The 18,572-nt window shown below is 38.9% G+C and carries 16 protein-coding genes and 1 pseudogene; 9 read left to right on the top strand and 8 right to left on the bottom strand.

Annotated elements, in window-relative coordinates; all coding sequences use genetic code 11:
• Positions 1-32: 32 nt before the first annotated feature.
• From ACZ43I_RS00230 to ACZ43I_RS00215, 4 genes are all read left to right on the top strand, one after another.
• Positions 33-323 (top strand): LytTR family DNA-binding domain-containing protein, encoded by a 291-nt coding sequence (locus ACZ43I_RS00230; protein WP_344703153.1) that lies wholly within the window; start codon positions 33-35, stop codon positions 321-323.
• Positions 320-709: a DUF3021 family protein gene (locus tag ACZ43I_RS00225; RefSeq protein WP_464761626.1), complete on the top strand. Its 390-nt coding sequence runs from the start codon at positions 320-322 to the stop codon at positions 707-709. Before ACZ43I_RS00230 ends, ACZ43I_RS00225 begins: the two co-directional genes overlap by 4 nt.
• A gap of 359 nt (positions 710-1,068) precedes the next feature.
• Positions 1,069-2,682: a BCCT family transporter gene (locus ACZ43I_RS00220; protein ID WP_344703155.1), complete on the top strand. Its 1,614-nt coding sequence runs from the start codon at positions 1,069-1,071 to the stop codon at positions 2,680-2,682.
• Positions 2,683-3,034: 352 nt separating this feature from the next.
• On the top strand, positions 3,035-3,703 hold the full coding sequence (locus tag ACZ43I_RS00215; RefSeq protein WP_344703107.1) for a transposase: 669 nt from the start codon (positions 3,035-3,037) through the stop codon (positions 3,701-3,703).
• Positions 3,704-3,755: 52 nt separating this feature from the next.
• Here ACZ43I_RS00215 and ACZ43I_RS00210 read toward each other — a convergent pair.
• Positions 3,756-4,891 (bottom strand): IS3 family transposase gene (locus ACZ43I_RS00210; protein WP_344703116.1). Its coding sequence is split into 2 segments (ribosomal slippage): positions 3,756-4,645 and positions 4,645-4,891, totalling 1,137 coding nucleotides; the frame shifts between segments, so codons are not numbered across the junction.
• An 80-nt stretch (positions 4,892-4,971) separates the two neighbouring features.
• On the opposite strand from ACZ43I_RS00210, the gene ACZ43I_RS00205 reads away from it, so the two are divergent.
• Positions 4,972-5,817 (top strand): IS3 family transposase, encoded by an 846-nt coding sequence (locus ACZ43I_RS00205; protein ID WP_464761624.1) that lies wholly within the window; start codon positions 4,972-4,974, stop codon positions 5,815-5,817.
• Positions 5,818-6,039: 222 nt separating this feature from the next.
• Here the strand turns inward: ACZ43I_RS00205 and ACZ43I_RS00200 are convergent, their stop codons facing one another.
• From ACZ43I_RS00200 to ACZ43I_RS00185, 4 genes are all read right to left on the bottom strand, one after another.
• Positions 6,040-6,465: a group I truncated hemoglobin gene (locus tag ACZ43I_RS00200; RefSeq protein ID WP_344700749.1), complete on the bottom strand. Its 426-nt coding sequence runs from the start codon at positions 6,463-6,465 to the stop codon at positions 6,040-6,042.
• 305 nt (positions 6,466-6,770) lie between these two features.
• Entirely contained in the window at positions 6,771-8,501 is a 1,731-nt protein-coding gene (locus ACZ43I_RS00195) for a GMC family oxidoreductase (RefSeq protein WP_344700750.1), read from the bottom strand.
• A 28-nt stretch (positions 8,502-8,529) separates the two neighbouring features.
• Complete coding sequence (locus tag ACZ43I_RS00190) at positions 8,530-9,303, bottom strand: gluconate 2-dehydrogenase subunit 3 family protein (RefSeq protein WP_344700751.1); 774 nt, start codon at positions 9,301-9,303, stop codon at positions 8,530-8,532.
• Positions 9,304-9,648: 345 nt separating this feature from the next.
• Positions 9,649-10,872, bottom strand: a complete 1,224-nt coding sequence (locus ACZ43I_RS00185; RefSeq protein WP_344700752.1) for a YeeE/YedE family protein — start codon at positions 10,870-10,872, stop codon at positions 9,649-9,651.
• Positions 10,873-11,283: 411 nt separating this feature from the next.
• On the opposite strand from ACZ43I_RS00185, the gene ACZ43I_RS00180 reads away from it, so the two are divergent.
• The gene (locus tag ACZ43I_RS00180) at positions 11,284-12,138 is read left to right on the top strand and encodes a GIY-YIG nuclease family protein (protein WP_344700753.1); all 855 of its coding nucleotides are present in this window, start codon (positions 11,284-11,286) and stop codon (positions 12,136-12,138) included.
• Between the two features lie 578 nt (positions 12,139-12,716).
• Positions 12,717-13,676 carry an IS30 family transposase gene (locus tag ACZ43I_RS00175; protein WP_380710055.1) on the top strand — a complete coding sequence of 320 codons (960 nt, stop codon included), beginning with the start codon at positions 12,717-12,719 and terminating at the stop codon, positions 13,674-13,676.
• Here ACZ43I_RS00175 and ACZ43I_RS00170 read toward each other — a convergent pair.
• Entirely contained in the window at positions 13,640-13,963 is a 324-nt protein-coding gene (locus tag ACZ43I_RS00170) for a hypothetical protein (RefSeq protein ID WP_464761621.1), read from the bottom strand. The two genes, ACZ43I_RS00175 and ACZ43I_RS00170, sit on opposite strands and share 37 nt — an antisense overlap.
• A gap of 252 nt (positions 13,964-14,215) precedes the next feature.
• On the opposite strand from ACZ43I_RS00170, the pseudogene ACZ43I_RS00165 reads away from it, so the two are divergent.
• Positions 14,216-14,912 (top strand): annotated as a pseudogene (locus ACZ43I_RS00165) (IS30 family transposase).
• 310 nt (positions 14,913-15,222) lie between these two features.
• Here ACZ43I_RS00165 and ACZ43I_RS00160 read toward each other — a convergent pair.
• The gene (locus ACZ43I_RS00160) at positions 15,223-16,401 is read right to left on the bottom strand and encodes an IS256 family transposase (RefSeq protein WP_372909181.1); all 1,179 of its coding nucleotides are present in this window, start codon (positions 16,399-16,401) and stop codon (positions 15,223-15,225) included.
• Positions 16,402-16,839: 438 nt separating this feature from the next.
• A complete protein-coding gene (locus ACZ43I_RS00155) occupies positions 16,840-17,556 on the bottom strand; it encodes a hypothetical protein (protein WP_344701909.1) in 717 nt (238 codons plus the stop codon).
• Between the two features lie 431 nt (positions 17,557-17,987).
• Here ACZ43I_RS00155 and ACZ43I_RS00150 point away from each other — a divergent pair, with 431 nt between their 5' ends.
• Positions 17,988-18,491 carry a hypothetical protein gene (locus ACZ43I_RS00150; RefSeq protein WP_344701911.1) on the top strand — a complete coding sequence of 168 codons (504 nt, stop codon included), beginning with the start codon at positions 17,988-17,990 and terminating at the stop codon, positions 18,489-18,491.
• Positions 18,492-18,572 lie beyond the last annotated feature (81 nt).

Below are 18,572 nucleotides of genomic sequence, written 5' to 3'. Positions count from 1 at the left end.
ACCTCGTCATCCGCTCGGAAGAGGAGTATTTGATGGTTCAGAAATCGGCCATCATCTGCGCAGAGGTGCAGGGTAGAACATTGACCATATATACAAATGATAAACAAATCGCGACGACAAACAAAAGTTTGAGTGCGTTGATGGAAGAAATGAAATCCAAGACATTTTTAAAAGTGTCAAAATCAGGGATGTTGAATATTCAAATGATTGACCGTGTCGAACCTTCATTTTCCGGAAACTTGATTGCACGCATGAAGAACGATAAAAAAATCAGTATTTCAAGACGCTATGTTGGAGCATTAAAAGAAAGGTTGGGAATATGATGTTAACGAACATAATAAAAAATGTCTCAGTTGCCGTCGGCCTTGGGAGCTTCATATATCTTTTGAATGGGATTTCAGGTTCAGTAGAAGTGCTTCATCCTCAAGAAATCATCTCCGTATGGATTGCCTCTATGATGATAGGCTTTGCCTCTATGCTACACTATACAAATTTATCGCAGTTATTCGTTACACTAATCCAACTAGCGGTAGGAATTACTTCATTCACGATAATTGCATTGTTTAACGGGCGGATAGCACTCACGTCAGTGGATATTCTATCCTTTGCAAGCTTGACATTAATCATTATGCTTATCATCTACACGGTCTCCTATATTATCGTGTTGATAGAAAGCAAAAAAATTAATAACAAGTTAGGTAATAAATAGGGGAGGCTGCCTCATAATCCCTCTAATGTTTATTTAGACCAGATAAGATAAATAGAAATTCATACAATAAAGCTCAGTTTTCTCGCTTCAAATGAGAGAATTGAGCTTATATATATATCTAATTATGTAATCTCCAAGCCACTACATGACTGGACTATTCCATGAAGCTATTCTATTTAAGATTTTGCATATCCAATACATTAATAATAACGCTATACGTTATAAAATTGAGCACCAATTATAAAAATAAAATTGTCCTTCTTATTTAAGTTTGTTAACATTGATAGGTCTTTCATGTTATCAGGTAGTAAAAAATAAGTGGATTATATAATATTCCACAAACAATAAGGAGCGCGTCAATGAAGAATTCTTCAGATCCCGAAAGTAAAAAGTCGTCCAGTGTATTCAAGTATTCGGTTTTAATAATTGCTTTGCTGGTAATTATCGGTGCAATCAACCCAGAATCATTTGGAGCTGTTGCCGGAGCCATATCAAATTGGGTAGGTGACTACTTTGGATGGTACTATATGATCATTACCTCCATCACATTGTTCTTCTGTATTTTCCTTGTCTTTAGCCCCATCGGAAAACTAAAGTTGGGCAAACCGCACCATGAGCCAGAGTTCAGCACCCGTTCATGGTTGACCATGCTATTTAGTGCAGGTATGGGAATTGGTGTCATATTCTATGGTACATCCGAACCCATTGCACACTTCGTCGCACCAGCCACAGCTAGTCCAGAAACAGAAGAGGCCTTGCATGAGTCCATCCGTGCAACTATATTCCACTGGGGAGCACACGCATGGGGCATGTACGGTGCAGTTGCCTTGGCACTCGCCTATTCCCAGTTCAGAAAAGGTGAACCTGGACTGCTTTCTAAGACTTTGCGCCCAATATTAGGTGATAAAGTCGACGGACCCATCGGAGTCTTCATCGATGTGCTCACTGTCTTTGCTACAGTGATCGGAGTGGCTGTCTCACTTGGTGTCGGCACTACACAGATCAACGGTGGCCTGAATCAGTTGTTCGGCCTTCCAATCAATCTGACCGCCCAAGGCGCAATTATTGCTGGTGTCACAGTCCTCTTCCTCATCAGTGCATGGAGCGGATTGTCAAAAGGAATCAAATATTTGAGCAATCTCAATATGATTTTGGCAGGAATACTACTCATAACCGTCCTTATACTAGGCCCGACCATGCTCATATTAAATATGCTGCCAACTGCTACTGGAGAATACCTCAATACATTTTTGGCGAAGACCCTTGACGCAGCCCCGACTAACACTCATAAAAATGAATGGCTTCAATCATGGACAATCTACTACTGGGCCTGGTGGTTAAGTTGGAGCCCATTCGTAGGTATCTTCATCGCACGTGTATCAAGAGGCCGTACTGTTCGTGAATTTGTTATTGCCCTTATTTCCGTACCGACCACTATCGGCATTATCTGGTTTACGGTATTTGGTGTTACTGGCGTTGAAATTGCTAAAGAAGTACCATCGATAGTTGAACTCGGTCCAGAAACACAGTTATTTGCCATACTGAATGAGTTACCACTTAGCCTGCCGCTTTCGATCATAGCGATTATATTGATATTTTCATTCTTTATCACGTCTGCAGATTCTGCTACATTTGTGATAGGTATGCAGACATCAAATGGTTCATTGCGTCCTTCATCGAAATTGAAGATCATCTGGGGCGTCAGCTTGTCCTCGATTGCTTATGTGCTGCTCCTATCAGGTGGGGAAACGGGTCTAGAAGCCCTCCAATCTGCAGCCATCATAGCAGCCTTACCGTTTAGCTTCGTAATCATCATGATGATGATTTCATTCTATAAGGATGCCAACGAAGAGAGGAAATATCTGGGTCTCACTATTACCCCGAACAAGCATCGGATGAAAGAGTACCTCAGTAAAGAACAAAAAGAATATCAGGCACAAAAAGATGCAGGTATAGATGAAAGCGAGCTATAATCTGATATAAAAAGAAGAATAGCCTAAATGATTAACCTAAGCTTACATGACATCTTTATTAGGCTACCGTTCTCCAACTGCTTTTGGAGAACGGTAGCCCAATTTTTCTTGTATACTTTCTTAGTTATCTACTTTGATGATTTATTAATACATGAATATTTTTCATGTAGATTTTTTAAAATTAATGGGATTTTATTCCTTAATATTACTCTAGAATAAAGAAATGCCTTTCTGTCTTATAAATAAAAATAATACTTGCTTTAACTAGAAAAGGCTGACAGAAGGACTGATTTGACCCCCTCCAGGTTTACAGATGAAATAAAACATCTGTAAACCTGGAGGGGGTTCTTTTATGACTGACAAATATTATTCATTTGAAGAAAAGCTGAAAATGATTCAGGAATTGAGGGTAGGCATCAGTCCAAGCCATATATCCACAAAGCATCAGGTGTCTGTTGAGACACTTAGAAAGTGGCGGATAAAGTATGAGAAGCATGGTGCTGAGGGATTAAAGAAACGGGACAGGCATAGAACATATACCCGCGGCTTTAAAAAAATGGTCGCAAAAGAATATATGAATGGAATGATCTCCACTCACGAACTCGCACACAAATATGACATACCGTCGAAAACAACTGTTCGGAATTGGATTATACGTTACAATAATGGTGAAGAAATAAGAACGACGCGGGAGGGAGCTTCACCATTGACCAAGGGACGGAAAACAACGTACGCAGAACGGGTTGAGATTGCGCAGTATCATGCACAGGGGGATATCAGTTATCGTGAACTTGCCGAAAGATTTGAGGTGAGTTACCAGCAGGCCCGGAATATCATTGTGAAATACAAGGAATATGGTGAAATCGGCCTTGAGGACAGACGCGGAAAAGGAAAATCAGAAGACCAGCTCACTGAGACGGACCGCTTGAACAGAGAAATTTCCATGCTCAAAGCAGATAAACGAAAGCTTGAGGTGGAGAACGCCCTGCTAAAAAAGTTGGAGGAACTCGAGAGGGATTAAAATACAGCCGGGTTCCCAGTCACACGCTCCACACTGCCATCACTATGGTATGTCAACAGTATTCTAGACAGTTTATATAGAGTTCTTTCTTATACTCCTTCGGTGTCATATAACCTAGCGCACCATGTGGTCTAATATTGTTATACCAATTTACATAATCAAATAGTTCAATTTTCAACTGTTGTAGAGATTTAAAATTATATTGTCTGATGAATTCAGTTTTCATCGCTTTAAATGTCGTTTCAGCAACAGCATTGTCATAAGGACAGCCTTTCATACTCAGTGATCTTTGTATGCCAAATGTATCAAGCACGTCATCAATCAGATAATTATCAAACTCTTTTCCACGGTCTGTATGGAACATTTGAACTTGTCTTAAATCATGCTTAATGGCACTCAGCGCTGCTGACACGAGATGGCTATCTTTTTTCGGACCTGTACTATGTCCGACAATCTCACGATTAAATAGATCAATAAATACACATATGTAATGCCACTTTCCAGATACTTTTACATAGGTCAAATCACTGACGAGCACCTCCATTGGTGCCTTTCTAATGAAATTTCTACCGAGATTATTCATGATATTCCGCTCATTTGATGGTGATGGATAAGTTCTATATTTCAATGAAGTATAAGACGATACCAATCTTTCTGATTTCATAATACGACCGATACGTCTTCGAGAGACTTTGAGTCCAAGTTTGTTTAACTCATATTTAATTCTACGGGTTCCAAAACACTGACGATTCATATTAAATATTTCAACTACTTTATGACTGATGATATCGTCTGAATCATCAACAGTCTGTTTGCTCAGCTCATAATAATAGGTGCTTCTTGGGATTTTTAGGACTTTACACATTGCTGATACTGAATATTTCTTGGCATTCTCACGAATGACATCTATTTTCGTCCCATGATCAGCGCTGCTTGCTTTAAAATGTCATTTTCCATCTTAAGTTGCTGGTTTTCTTTCCGAAGCATTCTCATTTCTCTTTCCTCATCTGATAAGTTATCTAAATGATTGAAAGAGCCTGTCGCCTGATGATTTTTGACCCACTTATCCAATGATGAAGGGGTTAGATCATATTCCCGTACAATTTCGGACTTTGGTTTACCATTTTCAAATAATCGCACGATCTGTAGTTTAAACTCTGGGGTAAAGGTTCTTCTTGTTCTTGTCATAAAAAAATCGCCTACTTTTTTGATTTAACAATAGCCTCCCTCATAGGAGTTGTCCAATCAAGTGTAGACGATCCACTACGTTGCATAATGAAGGCTATGCCATCTCTGAATTATGCCATACGGCAGGCATCTCAAGACAAGCGTATTATCAATATCAGAAACGCCCCGTGCCCCACGCTGAAGCAGAGAATGACACAGTGGCCAGTGCGATTGCCGAAATCTATGTTGAAACGGACGGCATCTATGGCGATCGTCAGATGTGCCATGCGGTCAACAAATCCTTGAGGACGGGGTATAACAGGAAACGCATCTATCGGCTGATGACACGGATGGGCTTGAAATCGGTGACCCGGATCAAAAGGAAACAATACGTCCCCCACACACCGCAACAGGTCGCTGAGAACGTATTGAACAGAGCGTTCCACGCAGCCCATGTGAATGAGAAATGGCTCACCGATGTGACTGAATTCAAAGCGCTGAACGGAGAGAAAGCCTACTTGAGCGCGATCATCGATCTGTACGACAACAGTATTGTGGCCTACAAATTCGGCCGTTCAAACAATAATCAGCTTGTTTTTGATACATTCACTTCTGCGATTCAAAAGCACCCGCAGGCAACGCCGCTTGTGCACAGTGACCGTGGCTTCCAGTACACCTCATACGGCTTTAAAAAGATTCTGGATGCCCAGCAGATTCAACAAAGCATGTCCCGTGTCGGAAAATGCATCGATAATGGCCCGATTGAAGCATTCTGGGGAAAAATCAAATCGGAACGGTTCCATATCAGACGCAAGCAGAAGTACTATGCGGATTATCAAACAATTATAGAAGACATTACACGCTATATTGAGTTTTACAACCACCACAGACCGCAACACAAATTCAAGGGATTGAGTCCGCTGGAATTCAGGGCATTGGCGGCATAGAAAAACGCCTGAGAATCTCCATTCTCAGGCGGGAAACATTTATATTATTTCATCTGTCAACTTGGCAGGGTTCAGATCAGACTCTGCCAGCCTTTTCTAATTTTATTCATTACTTCGGTACTTCCAGTATATCATCGGTCGTGATAACTTCAGTTAATTTAAATTAACCTTTTTAACATATTCAACTGAATCCTCTAGTTTTCAAAGCGATCAACAACTCAATTACTTGATTGTTCCGCTGATGACTTCTTCCTTATGTGCTGTGAATGCATCAAGCACTTCATTCTTTTCTTTTTCAGGGACGTCGAAGTGATCAAGCGTTTCAGCTAATACTTTGCCTGCTGCATCGAATTCTTCTTCAGTAAGCTTCATGTCATAATGTGTAGGTTCCAAATCGAGTGATCCGTCATTAGGCACTGTGCTGACATAATGATGAGGCCCACCAGCTTTCTCCGAAACCCATAATGTCGTCAAAACTTTGAAGCCCGCCGCACGCCAACTTTCATTTGCATACCACTCTTTCAGATAAGGGTTGTCGGAAGACTCACCAGCAACTGGATCTTTAGCTAATGCATCAGCAAAATGGTCAACGACAGCTGCGATACTGTAAATACCACCTAAACGTTCGTATAAAGATTTCTCAGCCATAATAATCCCCTTTCAACATGTTAATAATTCCGATTTACACGCACAAAACTGCCTGTAAATATAGAATAATTAAGCAACAAATACTACGCTGTTTGAAAGTAATGAATTAATGAAGCGTTATATTTTAGAAATCATGGTGTTATTAGCATATCATGCTTAATGTAAACGCTATCATTAAATGTCTTTTCTGACAATTAATTTGCTTACCTCACATTTCAAATACCATCAGTTCAATTTTAAGTAAAAAGGATATTATAATTTAGGATAAAAAATTATAATATTGATAAGCTAATCATTCTTGTAGCTTAATCTTCTAGTCTCTCTTTATTTTTATAATAATTTATTATTCCTTCTGCGCACCGATAAGCGAGGGCACCTACCGTTCCAGTCGGGTTATTACCGGAATTATGCACAAAAGTGCTGGATCCTGCCACAAATAGATTATCACGATCCCAGTGCTGCAACCATGTGTTCACCACACTATTATCAGGATCTGTACCCATTGGAGTACCACCTGAAATATTTGTTGATTGATAAGGTACAATATCATAATCACCAAGGTCATCATTTTCTACTTCTATATGTTTTGCACCCATTTTTTCTACAATTTCTTTGCATTTTTCTGTTAGATATTTGTTCCTTGCATTATCTTGTTCTGTCCAATTATAAGTAAGCATTACTTGTGAGTTACCGAATGCATCCTTATAAGTATCATCTAAATCTAAATAGTGATTTTTGTGTGGCCCAGTATGAGCCATTGTATAAACCGTCAAAGTTCTGGCAAAATTATTAATTGATTCCTCTTTAAATTCTTCGCCCCATTGAGGAGTATCTTTGGGAATTGTATTCGTTAGAATAGGACGGACACCTGTTTGAGTGAAATGGATTGAGCCCCCGTGAATAAAATCAAGATCATCATGGTCAAAGTTATCTCCATTAAAATCATCTAAAAGCATGCCGAGAGCGCCTGCTCCCATGAATGTATTAAACTTTTCTTCAAAGAAACCAGTAGCACCCAAACCCGTTTGATAACAATAATTACTGCCAAGTGTACCCTCTTCTGTTTCAGGATCATATTGTTTTCCAATATCAGAAACTCTAAGTAACTTATAGTTATTGAATAAGAAACTCGTTAATACAACTATATCTGCTGGTTGGAAAAACTCTTCACGTGTTTCAGTATCTATAAATTTAACACCGGTCACTTTTTCATTGTCCTCTTTGTCAGTAACTATTTCAGTCACATTGGAGTTATATCGGACTTCATGATTGCCAGTTTTTTCTGCAGTTCTCAAAACAGTAACATCTGGTGTTGCTTTTGCATCATATTCACATGCAAAACGTTCACAGAATCCACAATATTGGCATTGGTTTAAAGTTTCACCATCAGGATTCTCATAATTCTGTGACATGTTAGCAGAAGGCATCATAATAGGGTTTAATTTTAATTCATTAGCAGCTTTTTCAAACTTCTCTAAAATTGGAGTCTTAACCATTGGAGGATTCGGATAAGGATTAGAACGTTTCTCACCCAGCGGATTCTTCTCACCGCTTATCCCAGTTGTTTTCTCAAATTTATCATAATACTTCTCCATCTCATCAAATGTAATGCCCCAGTCTCTGTAACGCAATCCAGAGTCTATACCAAGTTTGCTTTCACCATATTTTTCTTCTGTCATAGTTTTTATTTTAAAATCATAAGCCATATATCGATCAGTTTGACCATTCCAATGTGTACCGGCTCCGCCTCGTCCATTACCAGGTAAAAATGAACCTAGACGACGTACAGGTAGTGCGCGTTCATCAGGATTATTTCTAAACGTCAATGTTTCTATTGAAGTATCTTGCATCAACTCATAGCGTTGAGCATATTTTAGTTCATCATGCACATGCTGGTAATCATCTGTGTCACGATAGGGGCCTCTCTCTAAACTTTTTACCTTTAAACCTTCTTTTGAAGTTTCCGCTGCTATAATACCGCCTGTCCATCCTGCGCCTATGGTCACAACATCAACTTTGTCCAATTCTTTTACCATTTTGTAAACCTCCTAAATAATTAAATACTTAGCTAAAATTAGGTTTAGGTTCGATATCTTCAAATCCATCACTATCGATGACATCTAAATAGGAATGTTGATGACCAGGGAACTGCTTCATTTTCCATCCAGCCATACCTCTATTTCCTCTATAAATAGGATCGGAATATACGCCTTCTAATGTAGCTTCACGTAATAATTTAAAGAAGAATCCCGAAGTAGCTGTACTCCTAGGGACACCGAAATCTACTTCATCTTTTTCAAAATCTTTTAAGATATCATCTTGTTGTTTTCCATCTAATTTACTGAAAGAATCATCATGACGTTGTTTTGCCTCGTCTTGAAGTTTTTCAATCCCGAGTCGGAAATATGATGCTCTGTTCAAACTGGATTGATAACCCTGTGTGGGTTTTCCTTCATAGAATGGACCCTGCATATATTCTCTAGAATTTAAACCGTACGCCCCTGCAAGTTGTCCATCTAAATAATATGCTGCTCCAAGTTCTTTGGCCCCTGGGCCAATATCAGACTTTGGAAATATCCTTTCCATTGCTGCTTCAATAGTTTCAAACTCTTCGTCATTACTGAAAAAAATACGTCCTTGATCTGGGATATTTAACTTGTCTTCAGATTCTGTTGAGCCTCCCGTGTCACTATCTTTAACACCTTCATTAACATCCACATCGCTGTCGATATTAAAACCGACTAAACCACCTAATAAACTTCCACCCACAATACCACCAGTAGCAATTCCTGTTGTTTTCAAGAAATCTCTTCTTGAGAATTGTTTTTCATCAGACATAATTTTACCCCCCACATCTTTTCATAAATTACAGTAATTGTATCATCCTTTTGATTTTTTTGAAAATTTATCAATGACGGCATTAAAGATGATTCATTTTCAATTCTTTAAATGACATCTTTGCATTGAATAAGGGTTCAAATAGTAATCTGATAAACTAAAAAAGCTTATTCTTAATGCTAATAGCGCATATCTTGAATAAGCTCAGTAAAAATATCGCCTTGATAAATGCATGGTAATAATAAATATACATACCTTTAAGAATTTCTTATCGAATATTGTATTGTTATCATTTTTTATAGTGTACAACGACTATAATTTTCTACTTAAATATTATTTTCCTCGCTACTTAGATGCAAGATTGGGTTTTTTTCCAACCATATAGGCTGCGTAAACCCCCATAATTGCCATTGCTGCCCAGATCCAGGCATGCAGACTAAAAGAAGCAATTCCACTGAAATAAGCACCTATGTTTGCACCAAAAGATATGGTGGCCCCGTATCCCATAAGCAAACCTCCTACAAATGCCAAAATAGCAAGATGAATTGCGATTTTAGAAAAACGAATCATTCCACCAAGTGTTAAGGAAAGAAATGTGCCAAGCACAACACCGAAATTAAGTACACTCATTGAATCCATCATGACAGGTTCTATTAGAGCGGGAATTCTTTCCTCTGCAACCCAATACTCCCATTGCGTTACATCGATGCCAAGATTCATCAATAGCTTGGATCCCCATAGTGTAAAGGCAGCCGTAAGTTTCCAAGGCTCTCCCTGAAGTATAAAAACAGCAGCATTGAGAACAGCAAGAACGAGCGCACCCACCCAAAGCGGCCAAGACCCAAAAATAATTCTCTTCCATCCGACAGCAGTTGGGAGTGCAGGCAGTAAGCGCGGTTTTTTCCTCTTCTTATATAAATATGAGAGTATAATAATCATCGCGAAAATCGCAACCTGCATCCCCCAAGCACCGACATAGCCAAGACCTGTATCGATAGCCAAGGAAAATTTAGGAATAGAAGGAAGAGTTTTATTCCAGAAACCAAAATGATAGGCACCAATTACAGCTCCTGACAGAAAACCGGACAAGGTGCAAAGTAAGGCTGTCCGTCCTCCTTTTGCCGTATAAAAAGAAGCCGGCGCAAGCCCACTTCCCATCTCCATCCCAAAGCCGAAAATAAAGGCGCCGATTACTAATCCAATGCTGATAGGTGAAAGGGCTCCTTCAGTCATATTTGGGGATGCGCTGATATCAAACATTAAGATAAAACCGAATAATGTAGTTGCGATTCCTAACATAAACATATGTGCCCGCAACAGCTCTGTATTTCCAGTCTCAACTATTTGACGGTAAACAGCTGCAAAACCAAAACGGGCATGAAATAAGGCAAACCCAATTAGGACACCCACCCAAAACAAAAGCACGGATTCGAAACCGGAGGCTTGATAGGCAAGATAAGTGACCAATAGCACAACCAGAATCCCTAAAATGATTAGTACATTTTGAGGATCCCTAAGCGTGGGACTTGATGAATTTGATTTGGATGAATGAACCTTATTTTGTGTCATAGAGACTCCTTTAGTTTCGATGAATTTATCTTTTCCATAGTAAGTGCTCATTCTGCCACAATAAAAATTATTTAAGCATACGATAGTGTTGCGAAGCCCTCAGTTCGATAATCTTTTTATCTAACTAACAGAAGTTTGTAGTGAATTTGGTAGAGGCACGAATAAATTAGATAATGAAATATTATACCTTGATATAGTCTCCAACCTCACCACTCTATGCTGAAATTATTTATGATAACTTTCAGCGTATCAGTTTATGATGCGATTTTTTATTAATTTATTCTATGAATGAGTGCAGTGATTCTTTATACATAGTCATAACTGTTACTACGTTTCCATATTGCAAAATATTTTGACAAAGATATATAATTTACATAGTATTAGTGAAATGAAAAAACATGAGGTGAAAAAATGATAAAATTATCAGATTTTATTAAAACTCCAAATGATACACGTACGAAAATAAAATTCAATATGAATCCCGCTGATCCAACCTTAAAGGCCTGGGATCTACTATTAGAGGATGATCCGGAATGGCTCATTATGAATAGTTGGAAGACGAAACAGTCCAACAATAATCTTAATCATGCTGAATATTTGATTACTATGGCTCAATATTATCCTTATGGACCAGAGTATTTTGCATTTGGTGGACTTTATAAAGTTGAAAAGAAACTCCCTGAAGTTTTTAATGATATAGGTTATGAATTGACTTTAATGAAAGATTATCAAGAATATATAAAAAGATTAATTATTAAGATTGAAAAGCCTATTGGTAGAGATGTTTATAATCGTCGTTATCATACTATTCAAGATCAATTGAACCCTGAAGTATACGAAATTGCGCCTAATATTAAACTAGGACATTTTCCTGGTTATCAAAATGTCCGTATGAACCATAAAGAAATGCAACAAGTTCTTTTAAGAGAAGACCCTAGTTGGAAATCCGCTCTTAGCTATGTTAAAGGGATATATGTAATTACGGACAAAAGTAATGGTAAACTATATATTGGTTCTGCTTCCGGAAACACTGATGGCATATGGCAACGATGGTCAGGCTATGCACATTTGGAGAACTTGACAGGAGGCAATAAAGAATTCAATAATATTCTTTTAAATAAAGGCAAGGAGCATATTCAAAAATACTTTCAGTATTCTATTCTAGAGATTTTTGATACAAGAACCAAAAGTGAAATTATTCTTGAAAGAGAAAATTATTGGAAAAATGTATTTGATACAAAGGTAAATGGGATGAATCATAACTGATTACTAAATGGTTGTCTCTTATGGCTCTATAATAGTAAAGTCATAAGAGTTTACATTTATCCCCTTTATCTAAATTAAACACATCTAAAAGCAGTCTAAATAAATGTGAGTACATCTCCTCACCGCCACAATGTTCAAGAGAAAATGCTACTGTTACAATGCTTCATTATATTTCTAATTTAATTGAGATCTTACAATTTAACTAATGCTTTTAAATTACATAGTTGGTAGGGTATTGTATATTTTATTTTGACAAACCGAGTTATAAAATCCATTATTAATACTTTCCCTCTCTACTCAGTTTCTTTCTGCAATTCAACTTTCACCATAAGACACTTATCATTACTGATTTTAATTATCCCTCCTTCCTCAAGTTGATTGATAAACTCACTTTTACTTTCTAAATTGTGTTCAATTTCTTCTATCAAAGCCTTCCGTTGACGAAATTTTTTTCGCCGTTTCCTATTATATTCATTCCAACGCCGATTGTAAAATTAAGCTAGACACCTAAAAAGGGTCACGCGTGATACACTCAAAATGAGTTTTCCGACCAAAGAAAATCATAGGAGTGATCACGCATGACCTACACCCATATTACCACGGACGAGCTAGTAATCATAGAAGCCTATTTCCATCAAGAGACCCCGACTTCACAGATTGCGAAACGGATTGGGCGTGCCCGTCAGACGGTCCATAATGTCATCGCATATCTCAAGGACGGGCACACTGCGCTGGAGTATTATCGGCGCTATAAGGAAAACAAAAGCCGGTGTGGTAGAAAACGGATTGTTCTACCGACCGATCAGCAGAAACATGTTGAAAAGCAGGTGGCGCAAGGCTGGACACCGGATGTGATTGTCGGTCGGCAGGAGATGCCAATTGACTGCTCGGGCCGTACACTGTATCGAATGTTCAAACGAAAAACCTTTGATGTAGCCACACTGCCGATGCAAGGCAAGCGAAAACCAAATGGCCATCAGGAACGCCGGGGCAGACAGGCCTTCAGGCGAAACATCTCTGAAAGAACAACTGACTACCCGGCGTTCAATGAAGAATTCGGCCATCTCGAGGGAGATACCATCGTCGGTGTCCGCCACAAGAGTGCCGTCATCACGCTGGTTGAACGCCTGTCTAAGGTCATTATCACCTTGAAGCCTGAAGGCCGGACGGCACAGGCAATCGAGTCTGCCATCAATACGTGGTGTCAAGAGATGCCCAGAAACCTGTTCAAGTCCATCACTTTCGACTGTGGTAAGGAATTCTCCAACTGGCAATCGATGAGCAACCAGAACGATCTGTCCATCTACTTTGCCGACCCAGGGACACCGTCTCAACGGGGATTGAATGAACATTCCAATGGCCTGCTCAGAAAGGATGGACTGCCCAAAGACATGGATTTCAACACGGTCGATCAGATATTTGTCTCGTCTGTCGCTTCAAGAAGAAACCACATACCGAGAAAATCATTGAACTACCGGACACCATTGGAAGTCTTTTTGAGTTACATGGGTGAAAAGGAACTGTCTAGCTTATTTTGACAAACGAAACAATTAAAACTTTTAAGTTTTTTTGTAGCATTTTTCAAATCCTTTTTCTTCATATTTTTTTCTATAAAGAAACTACTGCTATCAAGAATTTTAAAATCACCGTTTCTATCTTTATCGACTATTGTTATCCAATGAGCAACATTATCTCTTTGCTTTACACAATTAAAAGGGACTTCATTTAGGGGCAAGAGAAATAAAAAGAATCCATTCTTAAAATCAAATTCATCTAAGCAATCTAGCGTACTTAATGAGACTCCCTTTATATTTTTGCTATTCAAGTATTCTATTCCTTCAACTCCTTGTAGAAAAGCATGTAATTTTGCGATATCAAAAAATTCACCAATATAAGTTAATGGTACTTTTTGCTCTTTACTTTTTTTTCCTAAATTATATTCATCTTTGCTATTCTTATTAGGTGAAAATTTATATTTTCGCCGATTGTAAAATTAAGCTAGACACCTAAAAAGGGTCACGCGTGATACACTCAAAATGAGTTTTCCGACCAAAGAAAATCATAGGAGTGATCACGCATGACCTACACCCATATTACCACGGACGAGCTAGTAATCATAGAAGCCTATTTCCATCAAGAGACCCCGACTTCACAGATTGCGAAACGGATTGGGCGTGCCCGTCAGACGGTCCATAATGTCATCGCATATCTCAAGGACGGGCACACTGCGCTGGAGTATTATCGGCGCTATAAGGAAAACAAAAGCCGGTGTGGTAGAAAACGGATTGTTCTACCGACCGATCAGCAGAAACATGTTGAAAAGCAGGTGGCGCAAGGCTGGACACCGGATGTGATTGTCGGTCGGCAGGAGATGCCAATTGACTGTGAAGCCTGAAGGCCGGACGGCACAGGCAATCGAGTCTGCCATCAATACGTGGTGTCAAGAGATGCCCAGAAACCTGTTCAAGTCCATCACTTTCGACTGTGGTAAGGAATTCTCCAACTGGCAATCGATGAGCAACCAGAACGATCTGTCCATCTACTTTGCCGACCCAGGGACACCGTCTCAACGGGGATTGAATGAACATTCCAATGGCCTGCTCAGAAAGGATGGACTGCCCAAAGACATGGATTTCAACACGGTCGATCAGATATTTGTCTCGTCTGTCGCTTCAAGAAGAAACCACATACCGAGAAAATCATTGAACTACCGGACACCATTGGAAGTCTTTTTGAGTTACATGGGTGAAAAGGAACTGTCTAGCTTATTTTGACAAACGAAATTTTTATAAATTTCATATGCAACATCATTAATTTTTTTTCCATCTAATCTTGTATTATAAGAAAGACCATTTAAAAAAGCGTATATTCCACAAGTTGGTCCTATCTGTTTTCGTAATCGACTTCTTCTCATCTCACTTCATTCTCCTTATAAATTGTTAAGACATCGGATATACATTTGGTATCGATAGCGTAATAGCAAAATAATATACCAAACCTAAGGGATACAATCTTCTTTATAGAGACCGTCAATAATTATGTGTAAATAGATAAAATCTTTTCTCGTATGTAATCACCGTGCGACTATTCTTTGAACATCGCCGTCAGTTCTGCCCGTGCCTGGTCGAATCCCAAATGACAACGGGTGGAGAAGCTCTGATTATAGATTTCGAACTGTGAGACCAGGAAACGGTCCAATGAATCTTCGTTCGGGAACTGCTCCTTGCGCTTACTGTATTTCTTCACCTTCTTATTGAATGATTCGATGAGGTTCGTTGAATAGATGCTTCTCCAAATGGATTTTGGGAAGTCATAGAAGGTGAAGATATAGGGATTGGATGCCAGTGATTGTGTCACTTTCGGGTAAGTCTTTTTCCATTTGTCGACAAAAGCTTGTAGCGCTTTCTCGCCCGATGCCCGGCTCTCTGCCCGGTATACTGACTTGAAGTCGTCACAGATTTCAGCCCGATCAGCGACACGCACTTTATGGGAGATGCCACGGGACAGGTGTACACAGCACGCTTGGTACCGGGCGTCTGGAAAGACCGCAAAGATCCGGTCGGTGATGCCTTTCAAACCGTCAGAGATGAATAGAAGGACATCTTCGACCCCACGCGCTTTGACATCCTGGAGGACCTCCTCCCAGACAAATGCAGATTCTGTCGGGGCAACGGTATAGGCCAGCACTTCTTTCGATCCATCCTCCCGGATGCCCACGGCGATATAGACGGCTTCTTTGGAGACCGTGTCGCGTTTGAGAGCGATGTAGGTCGCATCCAGATAGATACAGGCATAGCGTGCAGCCAGCGGACGGTGCTTGAACGCATCCACCTGTTCACTCATCGCTTTCGTCATATTGGAAACGGTCTGAGGCGTGTAGTGATGACCATACATCTTCTCAATCAGATCCGAAATCTCCGACATCGTGACGCCTTTTTGAAACATATGGATGACAAAGGATTCCAGCGTATCGTTCGCACGCTTATACGGAGCGACCGTCTGCTGATTGAATTCTCCATTACGATCCCGGGGCATCGACAGCTCCAGGTTCCCATATTCCGTATGGAGGGTCCGGGTGTAGGTGCCGTTCCGTGAGTTCCCGGAGTTGAAACCGATACGGTCATATTTTTCGTAATCCAGGAAAGCAGAGAGTTCTGTCTGAAGGAGCGTATTGACCGCCGTCTCCAGATGCGTACGGAAAACTTCGGAGATGTCTTCTTTTTTTACTAGAGCCTGCATGATATCTGTTGTAAACTGAGTCATAGGGGAGGCCTCTTTTCTATGAATTGGTTGTGGTGACTTAATTCTACAAGAAAAGGGCTTCCTTTTTCTATTTATTCATTTACACAAGATATTTTACGCTCTCTCTTTATAAATCGCTTTACCTTCTAGTTTTATTAACCTTTATATATTACTGAAAATTCTATATATTATTTACTGATTGGTTATTTAAAGCACCTAAAATTAGATTGAAGTAGAAAACTACTCTAAATCTACTACTTTATAATTGTAGTTTACAAAATAGACTAGATAGTTGCTTATCACCCATGTAACTAATTGATGGGTTGCCAATAGCAACCTTTCTATCTTAATAGCTATGAATATAAAGAATGAGTCAAGTCACATAGAAACTACCCATTAGTTCATTTAATACTTCATATCAATGAATGAGTGAAGCATTAAAGTAAGTTTCTTTTCTACTTAATACTTATTCAGTATTCTCCTCCATTCATTTTGTGCATCCTGATCTTTCGATACTATAAATTGAACGGTCGGGTTGAGAGACCCAACAGTCCCATCATCATCATATTCACCAAAACCTGTAGATGATCCTACATTTTCTTTTTTTCCAATCAGTTCATATACAACACCATTATCTGCCAGCATGTACTTATGTATGTTCGTGTTTTCTACAGCTAATCTGTTGTATCCCTCTGCAATTCCAGGTGTGGGAGCCGTTTCATCTCTTCCATAGTCACCACTTAAAGGTGTATAGAATACGACACCCCCGATAGCATGTATATCAAAACTCTCAAATCCGGGATTATCAAGATTTTGGACTTGAACTTGTCCATCTGGTGTTAGGGCGTACCAATCACCCCTTCCGGCTGCACCATGTTGAAAGTATAAAGTTGTTACGGCTAGGTTGCCTATTTTTGCACGATCTACCGCCCAATTAAAAAATTCTTCCGTCATCATTTGTTTTTCTTCCGATGTGTACTCTTTTACTGACATTTCTATGTCGTCATGTACCTCAACACTTTCTTCATCTGTGCTCGCCTCATTTAGTGTTGATTCCTTTTTTGAGCTTTGATCTGTAGAGACTGTATTCTCCTCTTTTTCTATCTGACTTGCCTTTTCAACACTACATCCATTAAGAATGAAGAGGCCAATTATAATAGATATTGCTTTCTTCACATTATCTCTCCCTATTTACTGACGTTTATATTATCACCCTAGTTCTAAAGTACCACATCTATTATTCATATATTGATATTCTTCTATTTTCTTCCAACCTTTGTGCATTCAAAGCAAGATTTAGTTCATGTATTTTGCGATGACATGATGAATTCTTAATATATGAGCATTTTCATACCCGCGATCGTGTGTCCCTGTGGCTTGAAGATCAATTCATGTAACAGTATTATCTTTTACATTATTCGATAACATATTTCTTATTATTTTGGATACACACTGCGCCTTTTTATTCGCAAGTTTATTATTTCTTTTGTATTTTTCATTAAATAAACTTCAAAATTGGTTCAAACTCAACTACATACTTTTATATGGAGATAAAATGCTTTCACCTACTAGTATGGTAAAATGTAGAGAGGGAAGGCGGATGTGCAATGACTTGTCAAGGGATAATAGAGATTGGGAACAGTATCTTTAGTAGCAGTTTGGTAGCTTCTCTTCTAGGGGTAGTTGTAGGTGGATTCATTACATATAAAGTTCAAAAACAAAGCATGGAAAAACAACAACAATTTGAACGTAAAAAAATGAAATATGAAGAAAACAAAAAGAATCAGGAAACTAAAATAAAGGCATACAGCAAGATTCTTCATTTGAACAGCACTCATATGGTAAGCGAGTGGGACCATCATACTAGTAGAACAGAATTATATGGAGATAAGTATATGAAGTATATCCAACCAATTTTGTATGAAATTTATCATTTACTTGATGATGATATAGCTAAAGAAATTGATTATATAGAAATATCGTTTGAAAGAATCTATATATTGGGATCAGAAAATGATGATAAATGGTCATTAGGGCATTCTTATTCAAAAATATTAACTGAAATAAGAAAAGAATTTGAAGACATAAGAAAGAGCCGTTCATCTGCATGATGAGCGACTATACTTTTTGGTATGCAATTTTTAAAGTAGATACATCTTCTGCTTCACGAATTGTCTTGTAAAACATTAAAC

It is taken from the genome of Salinicoccus jeotgali, from assembly GCF_055379195.1.
Note: the sequence above shows the minus strand (reverse complement) of the source record. Positions and strands in the feature narration are given on the sequence as shown.

What these genes read in the sequence shown, in the direction of transcription:
- ACZ43I_RS00225 (WP_464761626.1), top strand. Translation starts at nt 320, where the DNA reads ATGATGTTAACGAACATAATAAAAAATGTCTCAGTTGCCGTCGGCCTT.
- ACZ43I_RS00160 (WP_372909181.1), bottom strand. Translation starts at nt 16,401, where the DNA reads ATGACTCAGTTTACAACAGATATCATGCAGGCTCTAGTAAAAAAAGAA.
- ACZ43I_RS00220 (WP_344703155.1), top strand. Translation starts at nt 1,069, where the DNA reads ATGAAGAATTCTTCAGATCCCGAAAGTAAAAAGTCGTCCAGTGTATTC.
- ACZ43I_RS00230 (WP_344703153.1), top strand. Translation starts at nt 33, where the DNA reads ATGGTTCAGAAATCGGCCATCATCTGCGCAGAGGTGCAGGGTAGAACA.
- ACZ43I_RS00190 (WP_344700751.1), bottom strand. Translation starts at nt 9,303, where the DNA reads ATGTCTGATGAAAAACAATTCTCAAGAAGAGATTTCTTGAAAACAACA.
- ACZ43I_RS00175 (WP_380710055.1), top strand. Translation starts at nt 12,717, where the DNA reads ATGACCTACACCCATATTACCACGGACGAGCTAGTAATCATAGAAGCC.
- ACZ43I_RS00185 (WP_344700752.1), bottom strand. Translation starts at nt 10,872, where the DNA reads ATGACACAAAATAAGGTTCATTCATCCAAATCAAATTCATCAAGTCCC.
- ACZ43I_RS00180 (WP_344700753.1), top strand. Translation starts at nt 11,284, where the DNA reads ATGATAAAATTATCAGATTTTATTAAAACTCCAAATGATACACGTACG.
- ACZ43I_RS00195 (WP_344700750.1), bottom strand. Translation starts at nt 8,501, where the DNA reads ATGGTAAAAGAATTGGACAAAGTTGATGTTGTGACCATAGGCGCAGGA.
- ACZ43I_RS00200 (WP_344700749.1), bottom strand. Translation starts at nt 6,465, where the DNA reads ATGGCTGAGAAATCTTTATACGAACGTTTAGGTGGTATTTACAGTATC.
- ACZ43I_RS00215 (WP_344703107.1), top strand. Translation starts at nt 3,035, where the DNA reads ATGACTGACAAATATTATTCATTTGAAGAAAAGCTGAAAATGATTCAG.
- ACZ43I_RS00150 (WP_344701911.1), top strand. Translation starts at nt 17,988, where the DNA reads ATGACTTGTCAAGGGATAATAGAGATTGGGAACAGTATCTTTAGTAGC.